17 protein-coding genes are annotated in these 18,480 nt (G+C 66.4%); 8 read left to right on the top strand and 9 right to left on the bottom strand.

What is annotated here, in order from left to right; genetic code table 11:
• The first annotated feature begins 141 nt into the window (after positions 1 to 141).
• Together hsaA and QMG86_RS15400 are read left to right on the top strand one after the other, a co-directional pair.
• Entirely contained in the window at positions 142 to 1,305 is a 1,164-nt protein-coding gene (hsaA, locus tag QMG86_RS15395; protein WP_281880311.1) for a 3-hydroxy-9,10-secoandrosta-1,3,5(10)-triene-9,17-dione monooxygenase oxygenase subunit, read from the top strand.
• An 8-nt stretch (positions 1,306 to 1,313) separates the two neighbouring features.
• A complete protein-coding gene (locus QMG86_RS15400) occupies positions 1,314 to 1,787 on the top strand; it encodes a VOC family protein (protein WP_281880313.1) in 474 nt (157 codons plus the stop codon).
• Positions 1,788 to 1,956: 169 nt separating this feature from the next.
• On the opposite strand, the gene QMG86_RS15405 is transcribed toward QMG86_RS15400, so the two are convergent.
• Complete coding sequence (locus QMG86_RS15405; protein WP_281880315.1) at positions 1,957 to 2,238, bottom strand: ferredoxin; 282 nt, start codon at positions 2,236 to 2,238, stop codon at positions 1,957 to 1,959.
• On the bottom strand, positions 2,238 to 3,407 hold the full coding sequence (locus QMG86_RS15410; RefSeq protein WP_281880317.1) for a 3-ketosteroid-9-alpha-monooxygenase, oxygenase component: 1,170 nt from the start codon (positions 3,405 to 3,407) through the stop codon (positions 2,238 to 2,240). Before QMG86_RS15410 ends, QMG86_RS15405 begins: the two co-directional genes overlap by 1 nt.
• A gap of 228 nt (positions 3,408 to 3,635) precedes the next feature.
• Here QMG86_RS15410 and QMG86_RS15415 point away from each other — a divergent pair, with 228 nt between their 5' ends.
• Positions 3,636 to 4,385, top strand: a complete 750-nt coding sequence (locus tag QMG86_RS15415; protein WP_281880318.1) for an SDR family NAD(P)-dependent oxidoreductase — start codon at positions 3,636 to 3,638, stop codon at positions 4,383 to 4,385.
• A 144-nt stretch (positions 4,386 to 4,529) separates the two neighbouring features.
• On the top strand, positions 4,530 to 5,033 hold the full coding sequence (locus QMG86_RS15420) for a thioesterase family protein (protein ID WP_281880319.1): 504 nt from the start codon (positions 4,530 to 4,532) through the stop codon (positions 5,031 to 5,033).
• 27 nt (positions 5,034 to 5,060) lie between these two features.
• On the opposite strand, the gene QMG86_RS15425 is transcribed toward QMG86_RS15420, so the two are convergent.
• From QMG86_RS15425 to QMG86_RS15445, 5 genes are all read right to left on the bottom strand, one after another.
• Positions 5,061 to 5,681, bottom strand: coding sequence for a TetR/AcrR family transcriptional regulator (locus tag QMG86_RS15425; protein ID WP_281880321.1), 621 nt, complete (start codon positions 5,679 to 5,681; stop codon positions 5,061 to 5,063).
• Between the two features lie 253 nt (positions 5,682 to 5,934).
• Entirely contained in the window at positions 5,935 to 7,299 is a 1,365-nt protein-coding gene (locus QMG86_RS15430) for an MFS transporter (RefSeq protein WP_281880322.1), read from the bottom strand.
• 120 nt (positions 7,300 to 7,419) lie between these two features.
• Positions 7,420 to 8,400: a TIGR03621 family F420-dependent LLM class oxidoreductase gene (locus QMG86_RS15435; protein ID WP_281880323.1), complete on the bottom strand. Its 981-nt coding sequence runs from the start codon at positions 8,398 to 8,400 to the stop codon at positions 7,420 to 7,422.
• Positions 8,397 to 9,614: a cytochrome P450 gene (locus QMG86_RS15440; protein WP_281880324.1), complete on the bottom strand. Its 1,218-nt coding sequence runs from the start codon at positions 9,612 to 9,614 to the stop codon at positions 8,397 to 8,399. Before QMG86_RS15440 ends, QMG86_RS15435 begins: the two co-directional genes overlap by 4 nt.
• Positions 9,615 to 9,636: 22 nt before the next feature.
• Positions 9,637 to 10,860, bottom strand: a complete 1,224-nt coding sequence (locus QMG86_RS15445; protein WP_281880325.1) for a DegT/DnrJ/EryC1/StrS family aminotransferase — start codon at positions 10,858 to 10,860, stop codon at positions 9,637 to 9,639.
• A gap of 338 nt (positions 10,861 to 11,198) precedes the next feature.
• Here QMG86_RS15445 and QMG86_RS15450 point away from each other — a divergent pair, with 338 nt between their 5' ends.
• Positions 11,199 to 12,080, top strand: a complete 882-nt coding sequence (locus QMG86_RS15450) for an IclR family transcriptional regulator (protein WP_281880327.1) — start codon at positions 11,199 to 11,201, stop codon at positions 12,078 to 12,080.
• A gap of 101 nt (positions 12,081 to 12,181) precedes the next feature.
• Here the strand turns inward: QMG86_RS15450 and QMG86_RS15455 are convergent, their stop codons facing one another.
• On the bottom strand, positions 12,182 to 12,655 hold the full coding sequence (locus tag QMG86_RS15455) for a MaoC family dehydratase (protein ID WP_281880329.1): 474 nt from the start codon (positions 12,653 to 12,655) through the stop codon (positions 12,182 to 12,184).
• 908 nt (positions 12,656 to 13,563) lie between these two features.
• Here QMG86_RS15455 and QMG86_RS15460 point away from each other — a divergent pair.
• The gene (locus tag QMG86_RS15460) at positions 13,564 to 13,785 is read left to right on the top strand and encodes a hypothetical protein (protein ID WP_281880330.1); all 222 of its coding nucleotides are present in this window, start codon (positions 13,564 to 13,566) and stop codon (positions 13,783 to 13,785) included.
• A 454-nt stretch (positions 13,786 to 14,239) separates the two neighbouring features.
• Here the strand turns inward: QMG86_RS15460 and QMG86_RS15465 are convergent, their stop codons facing one another.
• The gene (locus QMG86_RS15465; RefSeq protein ID WP_281880331.1) at positions 14,240 to 15,112 is read right to left on the bottom strand and encodes an LLM class F420-dependent oxidoreductase; all 873 of its coding nucleotides are present in this window, start codon (positions 15,110 to 15,112) and stop codon (positions 14,240 to 14,242) included.
• Positions 15,113 to 15,680: 568 nt separating this feature from the next.
• Between QMG86_RS15465 and QMG86_RS15470 the strand changes: the two genes are divergently transcribed.
• Positions 15,681 to 17,162 carry an MFS transporter gene (locus QMG86_RS15470; RefSeq protein ID WP_281880333.1) on the top strand — a complete coding sequence of 494 codons (1,482 nt, stop codon included), beginning with the start codon at positions 15,681 to 15,683 and terminating at the stop codon, positions 17,160 to 17,162.
• Between the two features lie 245 nt (positions 17,163 to 17,407).
• A complete protein-coding gene (locus tag QMG86_RS15475) occupies positions 17,408 to 17,839 on the top strand; it encodes a hypothetical protein (protein ID WP_281880334.1) in 432 nt (143 codons plus the stop codon).
• The last annotated feature ends 641 nt before the right edge of the window (positions 17,840 to 18,480 follow it).

Genomic DNA, 18,480 nt, shown 5'->3' on the forward strand with positions numbered 1-18,480 from the left:
ATTCCGTAGTCCGCAACAGGGCGCCGCGCTCTACGGTCGTCGGCGGTGCCCGGAAGTACGCGGCGATGTCGACCGGCCCGCGCAGTGACGACGGGCTCTCGCTCCGGTCCGGAGCGCCCGACAGATCAGGAGAACAACAACGTGAGCAACGATGTACTGGACCGGGTGCGCCCCCTGCTTCCGGCTATCGCCGACCGCGCCGTCGAGGCCGACCGGCAGCGCCGGGTCCCGGCCGAGACCATCGCCGAACTGAAGGAAGCCGGCGCCTTCCGGCTGCTGCAGCCGAAGCGATACGGCGGCTATGAGTCCGATCCCAGGGAACTCTACGAGGTGGTACGCGCCCTCGCCGGCGCCTGCCCGTCCACCGGCTGGGTGACCGCCGTGGTGGGTGTGCACCCGTGGCAGATCTCGCTGTTCGACGAGCGCGCCCAGGATGAGGTCTGGAAGGACGCCCCTGATGCCCTGGTGTCCTCGTCCTATGCCCCCACCGGCAAGCTCACCGAGGTAGAGGGCGGTTACCGGCTGTCGGGTCGGTGGAACTTCTCCTCCGGCAGCGACCACTGCCAGTGGGTGCTGCTGGGCACGTTGTGCTCGCGCGATGGTCAGGCGCCGGAGTATCTGACCGCGCTCGTCCCGCGCAGCGACTACACCGTCGACGACGTCTGGAACGTGGTCGGGTTGTCCGGCACCGGAAGCAACGACATCGTCATCGAGGACGCCTTCGTCCCGGCCCACCGTGCCTACAGTTCGTTGGAGCAGGACCAACTGCGCGGGCCCGGGCATGCTGTCAACACCGCTCCGATGTACAAGCTGCCGTTCGGCATGGTGTTCTCCTACACGATCACGCACGCGATCGTCGGTGCGGCCCAGGGCGCCTACACCGCGCATGTCGAGCGGATGAAGGAACGCGTGCGGTTGTCCTACGGCGGTCAGAAGGTTGCCGAAGACGCGTTCGCGCACGTGCGCGTCGCGCGCGCTGCCGGTGAGATCGACGCGGCGATCCTGACCTTGGACCACAACGTCGCCGAGCAGATGCGCTACGCCGACGCGGGCGAGGTAATTCCCGAGCGGTTGCGACTGCGGGCCCGTCGTGATCAGGTGCTGGGCACCGAGCGAGCCGTACACGCCGTCGAGATGCTGTTCGAGAACTCCGGCGGGCATTCCATCGCGCGCGGTAACCCGATCGAACGGCATTGGCGCGACGTGCACGCCGGCAGCGTGCATGTCATCAACGATGTCGAGCGGGCGCTGGCGATGTTCGGCCGTGGCGAGTTCGGGGTGCCGATCAACGAGGGAATGTACTGAGGTTCGTGATGTTCTACGACCTGGCCGAACTGCATCACGTCGGAATCGTGGTCGACGACGTCGAGGCCGGTGCGGCGGCGCTGCACCGGCTCTACGGGGTGGATGTCACGGTGTTCGACGAGTCGGTGTTCACCTGCCGGATCGAGGGGGTCGCGCAGCAGACCGTGCAGCGGATGGGGCTGTCGGCCGGGCCTCCCCACGTGGAATTGCTGCGCACGATCCCGGGCTCGCCGATCTGGCAGCCCACCACCGGTATTCACCACTTGGGGTTCGTCGTCGAGGACGTCGCGACAGCCTCGGCGGAGCTGGCTCGCCGGGGTGCGCCGGTATGGATGATCGGCGGTGATGGCAGCACCGCACCGGGGGCCTGCTATCACCGCGATCCGCTGGGCCAGATCATCGAGTTGCTCGATCGGGCGACGGCCTCGCGGCTGGCCGCTCGCCGCGGTGGCTTCGGCTGGCGCTGTCCTGCTCACGAGTGAGTCGCGGCCGCAACATTCAAGCGGCCGAACTCATTTGGGAGTTCTTTCCGGCCAACCGAGGCCGTTCCCGACGCTGCTGCGGTCGCCAAGAACAGCACGGAGCCGGAACCCGCGCCACGCGGGTTCCGGCTCCGGTGTGTGCGGTGCAGGCGACCTGTCGGCTACCGGATCAGCTATTGGCGGCCCGTGTTTCCGCCTCCGCGGGAATCCGGAGTTCTCCGCAGGTCGCCGCCGCTGCGATGGCATCGCGCAGCCGGCCGCAGCCCGGTAGCGACGGGCCATTGCCCACCGCGTCCCGGAGCTCGGGGCAGCGGGCGGCCGCGGCGGCGTTCCACTGCACGCTGGTCTGCTGCCAGCTGGCCTTGCGAACGAGCACGCCTGCGCCGCAGTGCTCGCACCGCACCGGCGCCATCGGCACCTCGTTCAGCCGTTCGTCGATGCGCGGCGGCATCAGGCCGAAGCCTCGGCGGAGCCGGTCTGGGCGGCCAGATCGGCGCGCGCGGCGAGATTGGCGCGGATCTCGGCCTGCCATGCCTCTACCGGGCGGGTGGTGTCCAGTTCGAACTCGAAGCGGTCCACCATTTCCGGGGTCACATCGGCGACGTCGACGTAGAACTGCTCATACCAGCGGCGCAGCTGGTAGACCGGGCCGTCCTCCTCGCACAGCAGTGGATTGTCGATGCGGGCCTTGTTCTTCCAGATCACCACGTCCTGCTCGAACCCGACCTTCACCCAGTCGCCCAGGGCGATCGCCGTCGCCATCGCCTGCTCCTCGGGCAGGTTCTGCGACTTCTTGACGATGATGCCGTACTGCAGCACGAACGAGTTCGCATCGATCGGGTAGTGGCAGTTGAGCAGCACCGTGTGATGATCGCCCTGCTCATAGTGGTATGTCAGGTCGTCGATCATGAAGGACGGCCCGTAGTACGACGCGACCGACGAAGTTCCCAGCAGTTTGGGAGCGCCTTCGGGGCCGGGCAGGTCCTCGCGCGCCCCGCTCTTGAAGTACTGCGTGGCGATATGGCCTTCGAACACGTTTTTGAAATAGGTCGGCAGCGAACCGTGGATGTAGAAGAAGTGCGCCATGTCCACGACGTTGTCGATGATCTCGCGGCAGTTGGTGTTCACGACGGTGCGGTACCAGTGCCAGTCGGTCCACTCGTCGCTGGTCGCGCCGTCGATCCGGGGAATGGCGACGTCCGGGTCGGGCTTCTTGCCCTCCGGGTCGTTCCACACGAACAGCATTCCGTCTTGCTCGAGCGCATGCCAGGTGCGCGTCCGGGCCAGCGGCGGCACCCGGCGGCCGTAGGGGATCTCCTTGCAGCGACCGTCACCACCCCAGCGCCAGTCGTGGAAGGGGCAGGCGACGGCGTCGCCTTTGACGGTGCCCTGGCTGAGGTCGCCGCCCATGTGCCTGCAGTAGGCGTCGAGAACGTTGAGCGTGCCGTTCTCGCCGCGGAACACCACGAGTTTGGTGCCGAAAGCCTCGATGGCGTGCGGTTTGCCGTCGGCGAAATCGCGGATCAGTCCGAGGCAGTGCCAGCCGCGCGCGAAACGCGTCGGAGCCGCTGCTGCTTCGATACTGCGGACTTCCTGCGATTCCTGCTGAACCGGATTCATGTCCACCCTCCTGGGATGAGAGAACGCAAGCGAGCTTGTTGGGCCGCAATGCACGGCTGCTTGCGCTGCGAACTCGTTCTAGCAGTCGCGGTGTGGCCTCTCGGCAAGTGATTTCACTCACTGGGACGGGTGCGGCACGGCCGGTTGTCCACTGGGCGGACGACCGGCGCCGGAGTCGGCGCACTGCGGCCCAGAATCGCCGTGGACCGTCGGCGAAGGAAGGACAGAATGAACGAGATCGCACCGATATCGCTGGACCTGAGCGACAAGGTCGTGCTCGTCACCGGAGCGGCACGTGGGCAAGGCGCGGAACACGCGCGCCGACTCTCCGCGCTGGGGGCGCGGCTGGTCCTCGGCGACCTCGACCGCGCCGAGGTCGGCGCGGTCGCCGCGGGGCTGCCGGGCTCGACGCTGGCCGTCGAACTCGACGTCCGGCGCGCCGACGCCTGGCGCACGGTCGTAGCAGAAACGTGGGAGGAGTTCGGACGGCTCGATGTCTTGGTCAACAACGCGGGCGTGGCGCCACGGGCACCGTTGCGCGAACTCACCGAGGCCGAACTGCGGTTCGTCCTCGATGTCGATCTGATCGGCGCGGTCCTCGGCATGCAGGCTGTCCTTCCCCTGATGCGCCAGCGTGGCGGGTCGATCATCAACATCGCCTCGACGGCTGGGATGACCGGCTACGAGGGCGGTCTGGCCTACGCGGCGGCCAAGTGGGGACTGCGTGGTGCCACGCGGTCGGCTGCGAAGGAATTGGGCGCGTTGGGGATTCGGGTCAACGCCATCTGCCCAGGCGCTATCGACACGGCGATGGTGTCGGACGCGACGCGAGCGGGAGGCGGCGCGGTGGCAAACCTGCCCATCGCTCGGGTCGGCCGCCCCGACGAGGTGTCGGCGCTGGTCGCCTTCTTGGCGTCGGACGCGAGCAGCTACTGCACCGGTCAGGACTTCGTGGTCGACGGCGGGCAGTTGGCGTGAGGCGGCGCTGCGGCGATTCGCGTGCGTGCTGACCACACGGTGGGACAACGCCCCCGGACCCGGACCGCCAGTTCTTTGCGAGGATGTCTCGGTGAGCGGACACACTGCCGTACCTTGCCGATCGAGTACCGCAGGATCTGGCCCATGGTGATCGAACTACCCACCGCCCCGCAGATCCGCGCAATCCCGGCTGCGCTGACCGCCACTGTCACCGAGGCGGAGACCGACGGCAACGGCCACATGAACGTGCTGCATTATCTGAACAGAAACTCCCAGGCGGCTGACGTTCTGGTGCGTGAAGCGGGTGTAGACGAGAGCTATCGGCAGGATCGGCGCCTCGGGCTGTTCACGGCCGAACACCACTTGGCCTACTACAGTGAACTGCGCGAGGGCGACTCCTTCTCGGTACACGTGCGGGTGCTGGATCGCAGTGACAAGGCCGTGCACATGATGACCTTCCTCCTCGACCGGGAGCGGGACCGCTTGTCCAACACCCTCGAGATCCTGCTCGTCCATGTCGACCTCGAGCAGCGACGAGCGACGCCGTTGCCGCGCGACATCGCCGCCGCCTTCGACGGTTTCCTCGCGCAGTCGGCCGCACTCGGCTGGGATGCGCCGACCTGTGGCGCGATGCGCATCCGTCGCTGACGGCGGACAGTCGGCCGAGAGGGCGGGTCAGCGCGAGGGAGTGACGGCGTCGATTCCGGTCAGCAGTATTCGCATACCGCGCGAGAGAAGCCGTTCCACCTCCTCGAAATCGCCGGAGTGGCTGGTGTCCACCCAGTGGATGTAGGCCTGGCGCATGGTCTGCATCACCAGTTGGGCGGGCAACGCTCGTAGGAAGGGATCGTTGCCGAGGTCGAAATGGCGCGCGAGGAAATCGGTGATCTCTCCGCACAACCCTTCTCCCCACTCCAGCCAGCGCAACCGGTAGGGCGGCGTGTTGATCATCAGGTCCATGAACTTGCGGTCGAACTCGAGCACCTGCCGCTGATGGACCTCGGTCGTGAAAGCGTGCGTGAGCACCTGCACGGGATCGGCGTCGTCGGGAGCCGTACGTAAGAGTTCGATGATGAGCTGTTCGCTCTGTCGGAACAACGGTGAGAGCACGTCCTCCTTCACCGGGAAATGGCGGTGGAAGGTCCGCGGCGAAATACCGACGATCGCGCAGATGGTCTCCACCGTAGGTGAGGTGCTGCCCTCGGAGATGAACAGGTCTCGCGCAGTGAGGGCGATGGCCAGACGCAATTCCTCCGCCCGGCGTTCGGTGAGGGTGGGACGAGCTGACTTTTCCACCGGGCCTCCTTTCCGCCGCGCCGACCTTCGGCGCCGTGTTCGCCGACGAAACCGACGCGTCTCCGAGTAATAGCGTCAGAATATGACGTTCTGTCACTCAGTGCCGCATCGGCGGGTTGCGGGCTCGCTTCCGGTCGAGAAGGGTAGGCCGCGCCGATCGGATCGAGGGAATCAACGGCCGGTGACAGAATGGCAACCGGCGCTGTGCCCTCTCCGTTGTATCAAGCGCAGAAATGCTGCAAGGCTTGCTATTTCATTGACCGGAACCGTCGGCCGCCACTGGGGAGGCGGGGAGCCCGGCGGAGGCGGTGACGGTTTGGCGAAGGTCCTCGCCTTTGGTCTCACGAACTCGCCAGATACACAGAATGGTCGCGACGCCGCAGCCCATGGCCAGCAAGACCAGGGGCGTGCTGGTCGTTCGGGAAGCGAGCAGGGCACTGGCGACGAGGGGAGTGAAGCCACCACCGAGCAACGCCGCGAATTGATAGCCCATCGTCGCGCCGGTGTAGCGGATCGAAGTGCCGAACATCTCCGAGAGCAGGGCGCCCAACGGCGCGAACATGGCGGACTGGAGAAGCTGCCCCAGCACCATGGCGGTGAACAGCAGCGGCACCGACCCGGAATCCACCAGTGCGTAGACCGGCCAAGCGAGCAGCACGATGCCGATGCCGCCGCCGAGGACGACCGGCCTGCGCCCGACGCGGTCGGACAACGCCGAGAACAGGGGAATCGCGACGAGCGCGGTGCTCGAGACGAACAGCAGGCCGGTCACGGCGCTGGAGCGGGCGTAGCCGATGGAGGTGGCGTAGCTGAGCATGTAGGTGCTGAGCAGGGCGGTGAGTGCGAAGGGGCCGATCCCGATCCCGCACGCCAGCAGGAGGGTCACCGGCTGGCGGAGCGCGGCCACGAAGGGGATCGAGGGTGCGGGCGTCTGGCTGCCGGTCTGTGCGCGAAACACCGGGCTCTCGGTGACGCCTATTCGCAGATACAGTCCCGCCGCGAGCAGTGCGATGCTGGCAAGGAAGGGTATGCGCCAGCCCCACGAGAGCAAGTCCTCCGCAGGCAGCAGTGCCACCGTGGCGACGACACCGGTGGACAGCAGCGACCCGATCGGTGACCCCATCTGCATGATCCCGTTCCAGAAGCCGCGCCGATGCGGTTCGGCGTGCTCGGTGACCATCAGCGTCGCGCCGCCCCATTCGCCGCCGAGGGCCACCCCTTGCACAACACGCAGCAGCACCAGCAACAGCGGCGCCACGATGCCGGCGGTGTGGTAGGTCGGCAGCGCGCCGATCAGGAAACTCGACGCTCCCATCAGCCCCATTGTCAAGACGAGCATGGATTTGCGGCCGATTCGGTCACCGAAGTGGCCGAAGAGGACGCCGCCGATCGGTCTGGCCACGTACCCTGCGGCGAGCGTGCCGAACGCCGCGATGGTTCCCAGCGCCGGATTCGAGGCCGGGAAGAAGACCTTGTTGAACACAAGGGCGGTCATGGTGCTGTAGAGCAGGAAGTCGTAATACTCGATCGCGGTGCCGAGCAAGCTCGAAACGGCGATCCTGCGCAGCAGTGTGGGGTCGGGCCGCGGATCGGATTCCGGCGTGGCTGCCGAACTCATAGGAGCCTCCGTTCCCTCGGAGAGGACGATGGCTCATCGTGACCGCGGGACGCGGTGCCGGATATGCCGTTTTCTGTTCAGCGGGATTCCGTCGCCCCATCGCCGCATCCGGCGGTTGGCTCAGGCCGCGGCCACCGGATGCAGCGCCTCGATGAGCGGTGTGATCGTGTCGAAGTCGGTGGCGCCGAAATCGACGTAGTTCAAACCCAATTCATCGCGCCTGGTGTTCAGCTGCTCCAGACACTGATCGACTGTGCCGACCAGCAGCCCGGTCGAACGGCGTCCGATCGCCGGATCGACGTTGTAGCGTTCGCATACCCGTCGCAGCGCCGCGTCGGTGTCGGCAGGACGGTCCACCACCTGACAGGTCCAGGTGATCGACAGGTAGTCCAGGGTCCCGGGATCGCGTCCGGCGCGCTCGGCCCCGGCCCTCGCCCACGCGATCTTGCGCGCCATGGCTCGGGGCAGCATGTCCTCTATCACCGCCGCGTCGTAAGCGGTGCCGCGCTTGAGATTCGAGTGCACACCGACGATGTCGGCACATCGTCCGGCCAGGGTGAGCATGCGCCGGCCACCGCCGCCGATCACCAGCGGGGGATGGGGCCGCTGGATCGTCTGTGGTGTGCCCACCAGTCCGTTCACGGTGTAATGCAGACCGCGGTGTTCTACGGGTTCGCCGCCGAACAGGGCGGTGATCACCTCGACGGCCTCCTCCAGCCGATCCACCCGCTGCGGCGCCGGATCGAAAGGTATTCCCGCGGCGTGGTATTCCTCCGCCAGGTAGCCCGCACCGAGGCCGAGGTCGAACCGGCCCCCTGAGATCAGGTCGAGCGTCGCCGCGGACTTGTGGGTGATCACCGGGTGCCGGTAGTCGTTGGCCAATACCAGGGCCATGATTCGAATGCGTCGGGTGGCCGAGGCGATGGCCGCCAGCGCCGGAATCGGATCTTGGCGGCCGGTCAGGAAGTGATCCGACACGGTGATGGCGGTCAAGCCGCTGTTGTCCATCCTGTGCAGCCGCCGCTGCCACTTGGGGAGGTCGGGCTCGACCGGCGGCGCATAGACAGCTGTCTTGAACGGGCGGACGACAGGCAGGCTCATTGCACGAGCTCGTAACGGACCGGAACCACTTCGGGGCCGGCGATGACTCCTCCGGCGGCCAGTTCGACCTCGCCGTCGATGCTGACGTTGCGCCATCGCTTGGTCAGGACCTTGAGACCTTCTTCCATCTCCGCCTTGGCGACGGCGTGGCCGAGGCAATAGTGGCCGCCGTAGCCGAAGCCGATGTCGAACAGCGGGGCGGGCCGCGTCGGATCGAACCGGTCGGGATCAGGGAAAGCCACCGGGTCGCGACCGGCGCCGCTGATGTTCAGCGTGACCGTCTGTCCGGGTTCGAAGTCGATGCCCTCCAGAGTCAGTGGCTGTTCGACCACCTTGACCTGGCGCGGGGTGGCTGGATGCAACCGCATCGATTCGTTGATCGCCGCCGGGATCAGCCGGGGATTCGCCCCGAGTGCTTCCCACTGACCGGCCTGCGCGATCGCCCGCACCGCCGAGGCTAGCTGGTAGCGGGTCGTGTCGTGACCCGCGAGCAGGACGCCCGCGACATGCCAGACGATCTCGACGTCGGAGATGTCGGCCTCTTGCGCGTCCTTTGCTTCGATGAGATCGCTGATGAAATCCTCACGGGGGTTGCGTCGCCGTTGTTCGACGAGGTGGGCGCTGTAGTCGTGCACGGCCTGCAGCGCCTCTTCGAGCACCGGCACGCCGGGCCAGATCGGTTCCTGGCCGAGCAACCGCAATTTGACGGTGGCGTCGGCGAACGCGTCCACCTCGTCGAACGGAATCCCGATGAACCCGGCTACCACGCCGATGGCCAGGTGGTGGCTGTAGTCGGTGACGAAGTTGATGTGGTCGCGCCCGGCGAGCCGGTCCACCAGCCGTTCGGCCAGCTCGCTCATGGACTGCCTGGCCTGAGCGATGCGCGTGGGACGGAAACCTTTCAGCAGGATCGGGCGCAGCCGATCGTGGTTCGCCGTCCAGGTCAGGTTGAGGTTGCCGTCGACGAGGTAGTCGATGATCGGGCCGCCGGTCAGGCCCTTGTCCAAGAAGAACTGCGGGTTGCGCGGGCCGATCCGGTCGTCGCGGTAGAGCGCGCGGACGGTGTCGTAGGCGAAGAACTCCGCCCCGGTGCGGCCCTCGGCGACCCGCCAGCGGGCGGCGTCACCCCCGACGAAACGGTTGGGGTCGTCGAGGAATTGGGGTGTGTGGGTGTCGAGGTAGGGGAGGTCGTGCGGTGCTCGAGCGGTGGTCACGGCGTCGTCTCCTGCTGTCGGTTCACCGGTCGGCGATGGCCGGTGCGTAGCGGCCGGCGAAGTCGTGGATGGTGGCCACCACGTGGTCGAGTTCCTCGGTGCTCATGCCGTGGCTCATGCCCAGCGACATGCCGCGCTCGAACACTTCGTCGGCGTTGGGCAGACCGCCGGCCGGGACGCGATACTCGACTCCACGCATCATCGGGTGTCGAGTGACGTTGCCGCTCCACACGGTTCGTGTATCGATGCCCGCATCCTCGAGGTGCGACTGCAGATCGGCGCGGGCGAAACCGGCGTCCTCGCGGATGGTGACCGGGTAGCACAGCCACGCGGTATGGAAGTCCGGGTTCTGACGCGGCAGTCGGAACAGAGTGGGGTAGCTGCCGAACGCGCCGTTGAACGCGTCGAAGATCTCCGCGCGGCGCTGGTAGTTCTTGTCGAGCTTGGACAGTTGCACCAGGCCGAAGGCCGCGCCCAGCTCCGAGGGCTCGAAGTTCCACGGCAGCACGTCGAAGATGAAGTCGTTGTCGTAGGCGACGCCGTCGAGGTACTCGCGGAACACCCGGCCGGTTCCGCCGGAGCCGAACAGGTGTGGTTCCGAGCGGCGACCCCAGCGGCGCAGCATCAGCCCTTTGTCGCGCAGCTTCTCGTCATCGAGGCAAACCATGCCGCCGTTGCCCGCGCAGGTGATGATGTGGGACATGGCGAAACTGGTCACCGTGATGTCGGACCGGCTGCCGGTTTTCGTGCCCCGCAGGGTCGTTCCGATGCAGTCGCAGGAGTCCTCGATCACCTTCAGCCCGTGCTTGTCGGCGACAGCGCGGATGGCGTCCCAGTCCGGGGCATTGCCCGCCAGGTTCGGCAACAGGATGGCCTTGGTCTTATCGGTGATCAGTTCTTCGATGGCGGCAGGGTCTGCGTTGTAGGTGTTGGGCTCCACATCGACGAAAACAGGTATCCACCCGCCGCGAACGATGGGAGAGACGTCCGTGGAAAACGTCAGCGGTGAGGTGATGACCTCCGACCCCTTCGGCAAGTCGAGCAGTTCGAGGGCCAGGTAGAGCGCCGAGGAGCCCGAGTTGCACATCAGCCCGAGCTTCTTGCCGTAGAGCTCGGCGGTCCGCCGTTCCATCTCGGCGACGTTCTTTCCGATCTTGAGCGCGTAGGGGCCGCCGCGCAGCACCTCCAGGCAGGCGTTGATCTCGGCGTCGTCGTGGACGCTGCGCGCGTAGATGACCCTGGTCACGGTGGTTCTCCTAGTGGTGCGGAAGGGAAGCGGACGGTCGATCGGTCTGTCACCTCTCGGTCGGCGGCCGAGTCGCCGGGTCCGGTGCTTCGGCTATCCGAAGGCGGGAGGTCCCGTGGCGGGCAGTGGGATCGACGCGGCCAGTCTGGCGGCTCCGCATCAGTGTCGGGTCGGCGTCTTCCACTGACTGGACATCGCGGCGAGTCCGGAATCACCGCGGTGACCGCGCCGCGTTCCGCTTGTGAGCTGCTTTACAGAAAAGCGATAGTGTGCTTACACTCACACCTGTCATATTCTGACAAGTAGGCAGAATATGACTTGATCGGCGGGAGGTTTCCATGGCAATGGCGCAGATCGACGAGGCACCCACGGCGATGATCGATCGGGTGGCATCGCTGCTCGAATCCTTTGTGGGCCAGCAGCCTCTGACTCTTGCCGAGATAGCGCGTCGCTCGCACCTGCCCAGATCATCGGCCCACCGCATCCTGCAACGCCTCGTCGAACTGGGGTGGGTTGAGCGCAACGAGTTCAAATATGCCCTCGGCTTCCGCATGTTCGAACTCGGTGCCCAGTTCACCCGGCAGCGCAGCGTGCACCGCGCCGCCCTGCCGGTGATGACCGAACTGCATCGCCGCACCGGGATGACCGCTCATCTCAGCATGCTGACCGGCACGGAGATACTGCACCTGGAGCGGGTCGGGCTGTGGCCCGGCAACTTCGCGGAATGGAGCGTCGGCGCCCGCCAGCCTGTGGTGCGCACCGCCGCTGGGCGCGCCCTGCTGGCGGCGATGCCGCGAGAGGATTGGCCGCGACTGGACTTCGGCGAGCCGGTCACCGTGTACAGCGTGCGCTCCGCCGTGCAGCTCGGCCGAGAGATCGAGCGGGTGCACGACCGCGGGGGCGTGGCGGTCGACGCGCAGGGGTGCGCGCTCGGGGTCACCGTGGTCGCGGCCCCGATCGGACTCGAGAGCGAGGGCGGTCGATTCGCGTTGTCGCTGTGTGGCCCGACCGGGAGCATGCGCGTCGAATCCGCTGTTGCCGACGTCCGCAGTGCGGCCGCCAACGTCTGGCGAGCCGCGGTCGGAGCGCCATCCCCGCGGCCCCGTCAGGCTGTGGTCGATCGGTCGAGCTATCGGACTGCTCACCTCGGTCCGGTCGCCGTCGCGGCTCGATCTCCCCTCGGGGAACTATCGTCCGGTGGCGCATTCCGAGAGTGCTGAGCCAGTCGCCGCGGTGGCCCACAGGGCACTGGGGTGTCGCCGACCATGCGGTTCGAAGCCGTGCCTGCGTCGAGACCGATCCATGCTCGGCGGGCAGATCGTCACCGGTGCTGCTGTACCGCGTAAGCGAGATAGATCGTTTCGCCGATCAACGCAGGCTTCTCGCGGCCGCGCACGTCGACGCGTATCGCGACCCGGTACTGTGCTCCGCCGTCGTCACGGAGTGCCGTGCCGGTCACCCGGGCGGACAAGCGGATCTCGGCGCCAATAGGTACCGGGCCGGTGAACCGGAGCCGGTCGATACCGTAGTTGGTGCCGCGCTGTTTGTCCTCGATGGTCAGCAGCTTGCTGAGCAGGCTGGGCACGAGTGACAGGGTGAGATAGCCGTGGGCGATCGTCGTCCCGAACGGGCCGGACGCGGCCCGATCCTGGTCCACATGGATCCACTGGTGGTCATCAGTGGCGTCGGCGAACAGGTCCACGCGGGTCTGATCGATGGTGACCCAATCGGTGACGCCGAGGTCGAACTCGCCCGCGGTCGCCAGTTGTGCCACGGTGATGGTCACTGGGGTCATGTCCGTCCCTTCCGCACGTCCGGCGGCGGTGCGTCACCGATCCGCCCGGCAGCCGCTCGCCAGTCTCACACACGGTGTTCGCTTGCCCCGTTCTCATCCCGGTGAGTTGAACGGCCCTGTCGATCGCTCGGTGAAGTAAGCGGTTCGTACCGCTGAATGGGATGGAGCGGCGACACGGTGCGACCTTGTGCGACGGTCTATTCCGCCCGCGATTGCCGTGTCGATCGCGGGGGTCGGGACCGTGCCTCATAGCCGGGGCGGCGGTGACAGTGCCGTCACCGCCTCGCAGGTGGGGGCAGCGTGACTGTACGCAACGGCGCTTACGGAATCGCGGCGTGGGCTGGTCCGGCGAGCGCCCGTTCGGCTGCCGCCGAGTCGTCTTGCGGATGAGGAGGACGACTCGGCGGCAGGCGCTCGGGATAATCCGGCCTGTCGATACGGCAATCCCGCGTCGCGGCGACTGGCGGCATCGCCGACGGTAGGCGCGTCCCCGCAGCAAGCCGGAGCGTTGCGGCTCGCAGCGTCTCGGCTGGGAAACTGGTGGACGGCGAGAGGAAACTGGTGTACGGCAAGACGACGACTTGGACGCCGCGTACTTCGATTCCCGCGGTCGCTTCGGTGAATTCTCTGTCTCCCTGAAAGTTCGGCGACGACGAGCAACCTCGGGTGGGTGTCGGTGACCGGGCTGCTGACGCTGGAGCCCGGGGTGTGCGAGCGACCCGTCTGTCTCGCTGAGCGGAAGGGGACGGTTCGGTCGAAGCCAGCCTGGCTAGCATCGCGCTCGAGGCGTGGTGCGGGCTGATCAGCTGCGGAGCCGGATGTCACGGTCTCCACGGCAGCGCCGATCTGGCGGACCCGATTATCGCGCAGAACCATCACAGCTATGGCTTCACAGGAGGTGACGTGCCATGACAGCGGGGAAGTGCCATCCGAGCGAAGGTGATGTGCAGGTGCGCATATGGCTGGCCGGGGAGGTCTTCGACTTCGTGGCGACGGCGTCGGCGGCTCGCAGCCTGTTCTGTGACAGCAGGCGGAAAGACTGGTGCGCGATGGAGTTGATCCACACGACCGCCGAAGACCTCCGACTGCTGCCGCGTCTACCCTGTGAACGACTGTTCGCCCCGGTTTGAGCCTTGAAGCGAAGTCGGCGATCTCGAACCGGTTCGACTATCGACCGACCCGTCAGAACAGCGCGCTGCGGAACGCAGCGTGATCCGGGCGACGAACCCGCATGTCCGCAACGCACGCCGCGCGAGCGTAAACCCGACCCGTGTGTAATCGGGTATGACCATCAACGAGTGACATGCCGTTGTAGCGGTTATCTCCGTCGACGGCGATAGGCGGGGCTGAGGAAATGAGCGGAGGCGCCCGCGATGAAGTCCGGTGTGAGGCGGACCGGACCATGTGCGCCACCTCGACACATCCGGACAGCAGTCTGCTGTCAAGGAAATACACGCCGTCTTCGGCCGACCACTTCGCCATCATCGACCAGCGGCCCGTACAAAGCGTTCAGCCGGGCTGACCTCTCGTTCGCCGTGCAATAGCCGCACACACGCTGTCAGTGCTGCGAGATGGTCACCGACTTCATCCCTTTTCGGGGCTGGGGAAATGGCGGGTGCGGATATCGGCGAGCGCAGCCAGTTGCTCGCAGTAGTGATCGGCTGACGTCGCGTTCAGTCCGACGCTGACGATGGTGGCTCCAGCCCGCGCTGCCCGCTCGAGTTGCTGCCTTGCCATGACGGGGTCTTGGAGCGGATCCAGATGCCCGGTGGACAACACCACCTCGAAGCCTTCCGGCAGTTGTCGTCGACTCAACAGGGCGCGCAGTTCATCGAACGCGAGGCCGAAGGGAACCCAGCCGTCGCCCAGCTCGCAGGCTCGGCGCAGCGATCGTGCCGAGCGCCCACCGATCCACAGAGGAACCTTCGGCTGGACCGCGTGCGGATCGACGATCATCTCAGCGAACCTGTAATACCGTCCGCTGTAGGACGGTTGCCGCCCGGAGAGAGCGGAGCGTAGGGCCAGCAGCGCATCGTCGGCGCGGAGACCGCGGTCGTCGAACGGCACATCGAGCAGTTCGAATTCCTCACGAAGGGATCCGACACCCAGGCCGAGAATCAATCGACCGGCACTGATGGCATCGAGAGTCCCATAACGCTTGGCGATCTCCAGCGGATGGTGATAGCCGAGAACCAGAACTTGTGTGGCCAGACGGATTCGGTCGGTCCGTGCTGCCAGATACCCCAGCGTCGACAACGGGTCCCAGTAGGTTCCGCCGCGCGCCTCCGCCAGCGGAGCGGGCACAGCGACGTGTTCGCTGCAGGTCAAGTGATGGAACTCGAGACGATCCGCCGCGGCGGCTATCTGGGCGATTTCCTCGATTCCCGCGCTCGCCTCCCACGGACTGTGGGATCCGGGGAAACGTGTCACCACGGGGGTGTTGATTCCGATTCGCATCGATCCGTCATCGCTCCTGTCGACCGGCGTGTCCCCGCGGTCGCCGCCTGTCTACGGCGTGGTGGTCCGGGTGGCGACGCGGTCTTTCGAATATGCCTCCGACGATCTTGCGTGACTCGAGACTGAAGTTCGTCCCACCGTCCCACTGGGTTGACCATCGACTTCCATTGGCGGTGGAGTTCGGGTGAGCAGATTTCGCGGAGGAGAAGGTGCGACCCACCTTCCCACCCCTGCCGTGCCGTCAAGGGGATTGGGCATTCCATACCCCGGGCAGGTGCTTCGATAGCAGGCGCTGTTCGAGTGGTCCGCTTGCTCCCGCTGAACGGGAAGGCGATACCCGGCACTTCAGGACACTCTTTATCTTCCGTTGTGCCAGCTGCTGGCGATCGAGATCACGAAGGGCCCGCACGGTCCGTCGTTGATGCCGGTGCGAGCGCTGGTGCAGTCATTTCCGCGGTGCCGCGGGTCCGCTGGTTCGACTGCCGAATCCCGACCGAGCAAGAACCGGATGTGCGGCTCGGGAACTCTGGCGAAGCTCCGGGACCCCTCTCGTCTCAGGAGGACAGTCGTGTCCGATCCCTCATCCCGGTTGGCCTCCGGGCTTTCCGGTGGCGAAACAGCCTTCAAATCGACGGCACTGATCGTCACGGCACTGGTCCTCGCCGAATCCGTCAGCGCCTTCGAAGCCGGCATGATCTTCATCGCGCTGCCGCGGCTCGGTGAGATCTTCGCGGCCCCCGCTTCCACCACCGGGTGGGCGGTCACGGCCTACATGCTCGTGGCGGCGACGACGGCCCTGGTGGGAGGCCGTCTCGGGGATATATACGGCCGCAAGAAGATCCTCATCATCGTCATGCTTGTATCGACGCTCGGCTCGCTCATCAGCGTACTCGGTGACTCGATGGCTGCGATCATCGCCGGTCGGGGCGTGCAGGGCGCCGCGGGCGCGATCCTGCCGCTGTGCTACGGCCTGGCTCGCGAGGCGTTGCCCGCTCAGAAGCTCTCGATCGCAGTCGGATTCATCGGCGGTGCCGCTCTGCTGGCCGGTTCGGGTGGCTCCCTGATCGCCGGTGTGCTGCTCGATGTCGCCGACTGGCACATGATCTTCGTCTTCGCCGCGGTGCTCGCTGTCGTGGCTTCCGCTGTGGCCGCACTCGCGCTTCCCGGTTCGCCGAGGTCGGCGGATCCGCCTCGTTTCGACTATGTGGGCGCGGCCCTGATGACGCCCGGACTGACCGCGCTCTTGTACGGCATCACGCAAGGTCCGCGGTGGGGGTGGACAAGTCTCGAGGTGGTCGGGCTGATCGTCGCTGGATTCGGGATCCTGGCGGTGTGGACCATCTGGGAGCTGGGCCGGCGCGAACCCCTGGTCGACTTGCGTGTCCTGGCGAGCAGGCGAATGTCCCTCAACCTGATCGCGGTGTCGGTACTCGCCCTCGGTCCCGTCGGGGCGATACAGATCATCACCCCGATGATTCTGCAGTCGCCGACCTCGTTACCGGTCGGCCTGGGGATCTCGGCGACGGTCACGGGCCTGGTGGCCGGTATCGGAGCTCTGATCGGTTTCGTCGCTTCCCCGATCGCGGGGTCGGTGGCAGGCCGGTGGGGCGGACGAACGGCCTTCCTCATCGGGGCGGCCCTGTTCGCCGTCGCCAACCTCATGATCTTGGTGGGCCATAAGTCGCTGCCGCTCATGATGGGGGTTTTCGCCGTCGGGGCCCTCGCCACGGCGTTCGCTTACACCGGCTATCCGAAAATTGTGATCGAATCCGTCCCCGACGGCGTCACCAGCGTGACGACGGGCGTTCTGAGCACCGCCCGGCAGGCGTTCTCAGCCGTGGGCGTCGCCATCGTATCGGTCATGCTCTCCCTGTGGACCGTTCCAGAAGGGACCGCACCTGCGTTGCCGTCGTTCGACCTCGCGGTGGGTTGGTTCATCGGATGCTCGCTGATCGTGGCAGCCATCTGCCTGTTCATCGGCAGGCCGCAGCTGGCGACGAACGACGACACCGTGCCCGACGAGAAGGGTACGGCGGCGTATGCCGGATAGCCGACAGGGCCGTCCGCGCGACGGCCTCTGGCGACGCTGCGGCGATTCGTTGTCATTCAGCGGGATAGGTCGCCCGGCGCGAGGCCCCGCCGCCTACGCTACGAGCTCGACCGCTCCGCCCAGTCCTCGAACATTGGGCCGGTGAACGGCGATCATGGGTCGCTAGCTCGACCCGGCAAACGGCGGGTGCTGCCTCGGCGGCCGTGGGCGTGCGACGTGAACGACTTCCGGAAAGGACCGGATTCATGACCTCCCAACACATCGGTGACGGCGGCAACGCAGTCCTGCGCAGCTACGGTTGGCCGATCGTCGAAATCGACGGACGGGAGGCGCTGCTGACGACCGAGGGCATCTGCGGCGTCAGCGTTCCCAAGCCTCTCGGTGAACGAGTTCGGGAAAGACTTGCGATCGTCGACAGTTGCGGGCCCATCGTCGGGCATCATCGTCCCTTGCCTCGCTATGTCCTTCTGGCCGAGTCCGACAGTTTCATCGCGCCTGCGGAATTCGCTCGGCGGGGGGCCGCATTGTTGCCGACCTCGACTCCAATCCTGCTTCCGCCGGTACAGAGTCGGGATGGATCACCCTACTGGGTGATCGCCCCGAGCCCTACGAGACGGTGGCTACCGAATCTCTCGACCGTTCTCTGGGCGGTGCTGAACCAACCGGTTCGCTGCTGACCGCCGGATCGGACATGCGTCCGCCGGGCAGCGAGACTCCTACGTGCCAGCAGATCGACCGGCGTAGCCGGGCGTCGTCGTGCCCTGCCCCCAGGGTGGATGGACCAGGCTGAGCTTTCGGTGAACGTAGACAGCGATCGTCCGGCAGGCAGGCGCCGCCGGTACCCGGATGAGTCGTCTCCCGTTCGACCGGGACGTACGTGTGCTCAGGCACGTACAAGGATTCGAAGCTCTTTGCTCGGCAGCAGCCCCCGAACGCTGGGGGCGATTCCTCGACCGCTGGTGAAGAGAATCAATCCGTGTCACCTGGGGCAAGATTGGCACTACGCCTTGGCAGGTCCCGTCGGTGATCCCGCTGAATGTGAGACAGCGACGGCACGCGGGAGGCTCAACGGCCGGAATTGCGGTGTCGGTGATGCTGTCGCTGTGTCGGTCCTGGCCTGAACTCTTCGAGACTGTCATCGGTCGATGCGATTCATCGCGAGGTCCACGCTTGTCCACTCAATGGCATTCCGTAGTCCACACCGCCGGTGCGGGCCTGATCCTGTGACCATGACCGATCATCGGACCTTTTCCGTCGGCGGGACGCGGTGGTAGCGGCCGAGGCGTCGGTTGTGGGCATCAACCCGCAGCAGGAGGTA

The organism is Nocardia sputorum (genome assembly GCF_027924405.1).
Taxonomy (GTDB): domain Bacteria; phylum Actinomycetota; class Actinomycetes; order Mycobacteriales; family Mycobacteriaceae; genus Nocardia; species Nocardia sputorum.

Excerpts from the sequence above, each read along its gene's own strand:
- QMG86_RS15400 (WP_281880313.1), top strand. The coding sequence starts at position 1,314 with ATGTTCTACGACCTGGCCGAACTGCATCACGTCGGAATCGTGGTCGAC.
- QMG86_RS15405 (WP_281880315.1), bottom strand. The coding sequence starts at position 2,238 with ATGCCGCCGCGCATCGACGAACGGCTGAACGAGGTGCCGATGGCGCCG.
- QMG86_RS15410 (WP_281880317.1), bottom strand. The coding sequence starts at position 3,407 with ATGAATCCGGTTCAGCAGGAATCGCAGGAAGTCCGCAGTATCGAAGCA.
- QMG86_RS15415 (WP_281880318.1), top strand. The coding sequence starts at position 3,636 with ATGAACGAGATCGCACCGATATCGCTGGACCTGAGCGACAAGGTCGTG.
- QMG86_RS15420 (WP_281880319.1), top strand. The coding sequence starts at position 4,530 with ATGGTGATCGAACTACCCACCGCCCCGCAGATCCGCGCAATCCCGGCT.
- QMG86_RS15430 (WP_281880322.1), bottom strand. The coding sequence starts at position 7,299 with ATGAGTTCGGCAGCCACGCCGGAATCCGATCCGCGGCCCGACCCCACA.
- QMG86_RS15435 (WP_281880323.1), bottom strand. The coding sequence starts at position 8,400 with ATGAGCCTGCCTGTCGTCCGCCCGTTCAAGACAGCTGTCTATGCGCCG.
- QMG86_RS15450 (WP_281880327.1), top strand. The coding sequence starts at position 11,199 with ATGGCAATGGCGCAGATCGACGAGGCACCCACGGCGATGATCGATCGG.
- QMG86_RS15455 (WP_281880329.1), bottom strand. The coding sequence starts at position 12,655 with ATGACCCCAGTGACCATCACCGTGGCACAACTGGCGACCGCGGGCGAG.
- QMG86_RS15460 (WP_281880330.1), top strand. The coding sequence starts at position 13,564 with ATGACAGCGGGGAAGTGCCATCCGAGCGAAGGTGATGTGCAGGTGCGC.
- QMG86_RS15465 (WP_281880331.1), bottom strand. The coding sequence starts at position 15,112 with ATGCGAATCGGAATCAACACCCCCGTGGTGACACGTTTCCCCGGATCC.
- QMG86_RS15475 (WP_281880334.1), top strand. The coding sequence starts at position 17,408 with ATGACCTCCCAACACATCGGTGACGGCGGCAACGCAGTCCTGCGCAGC.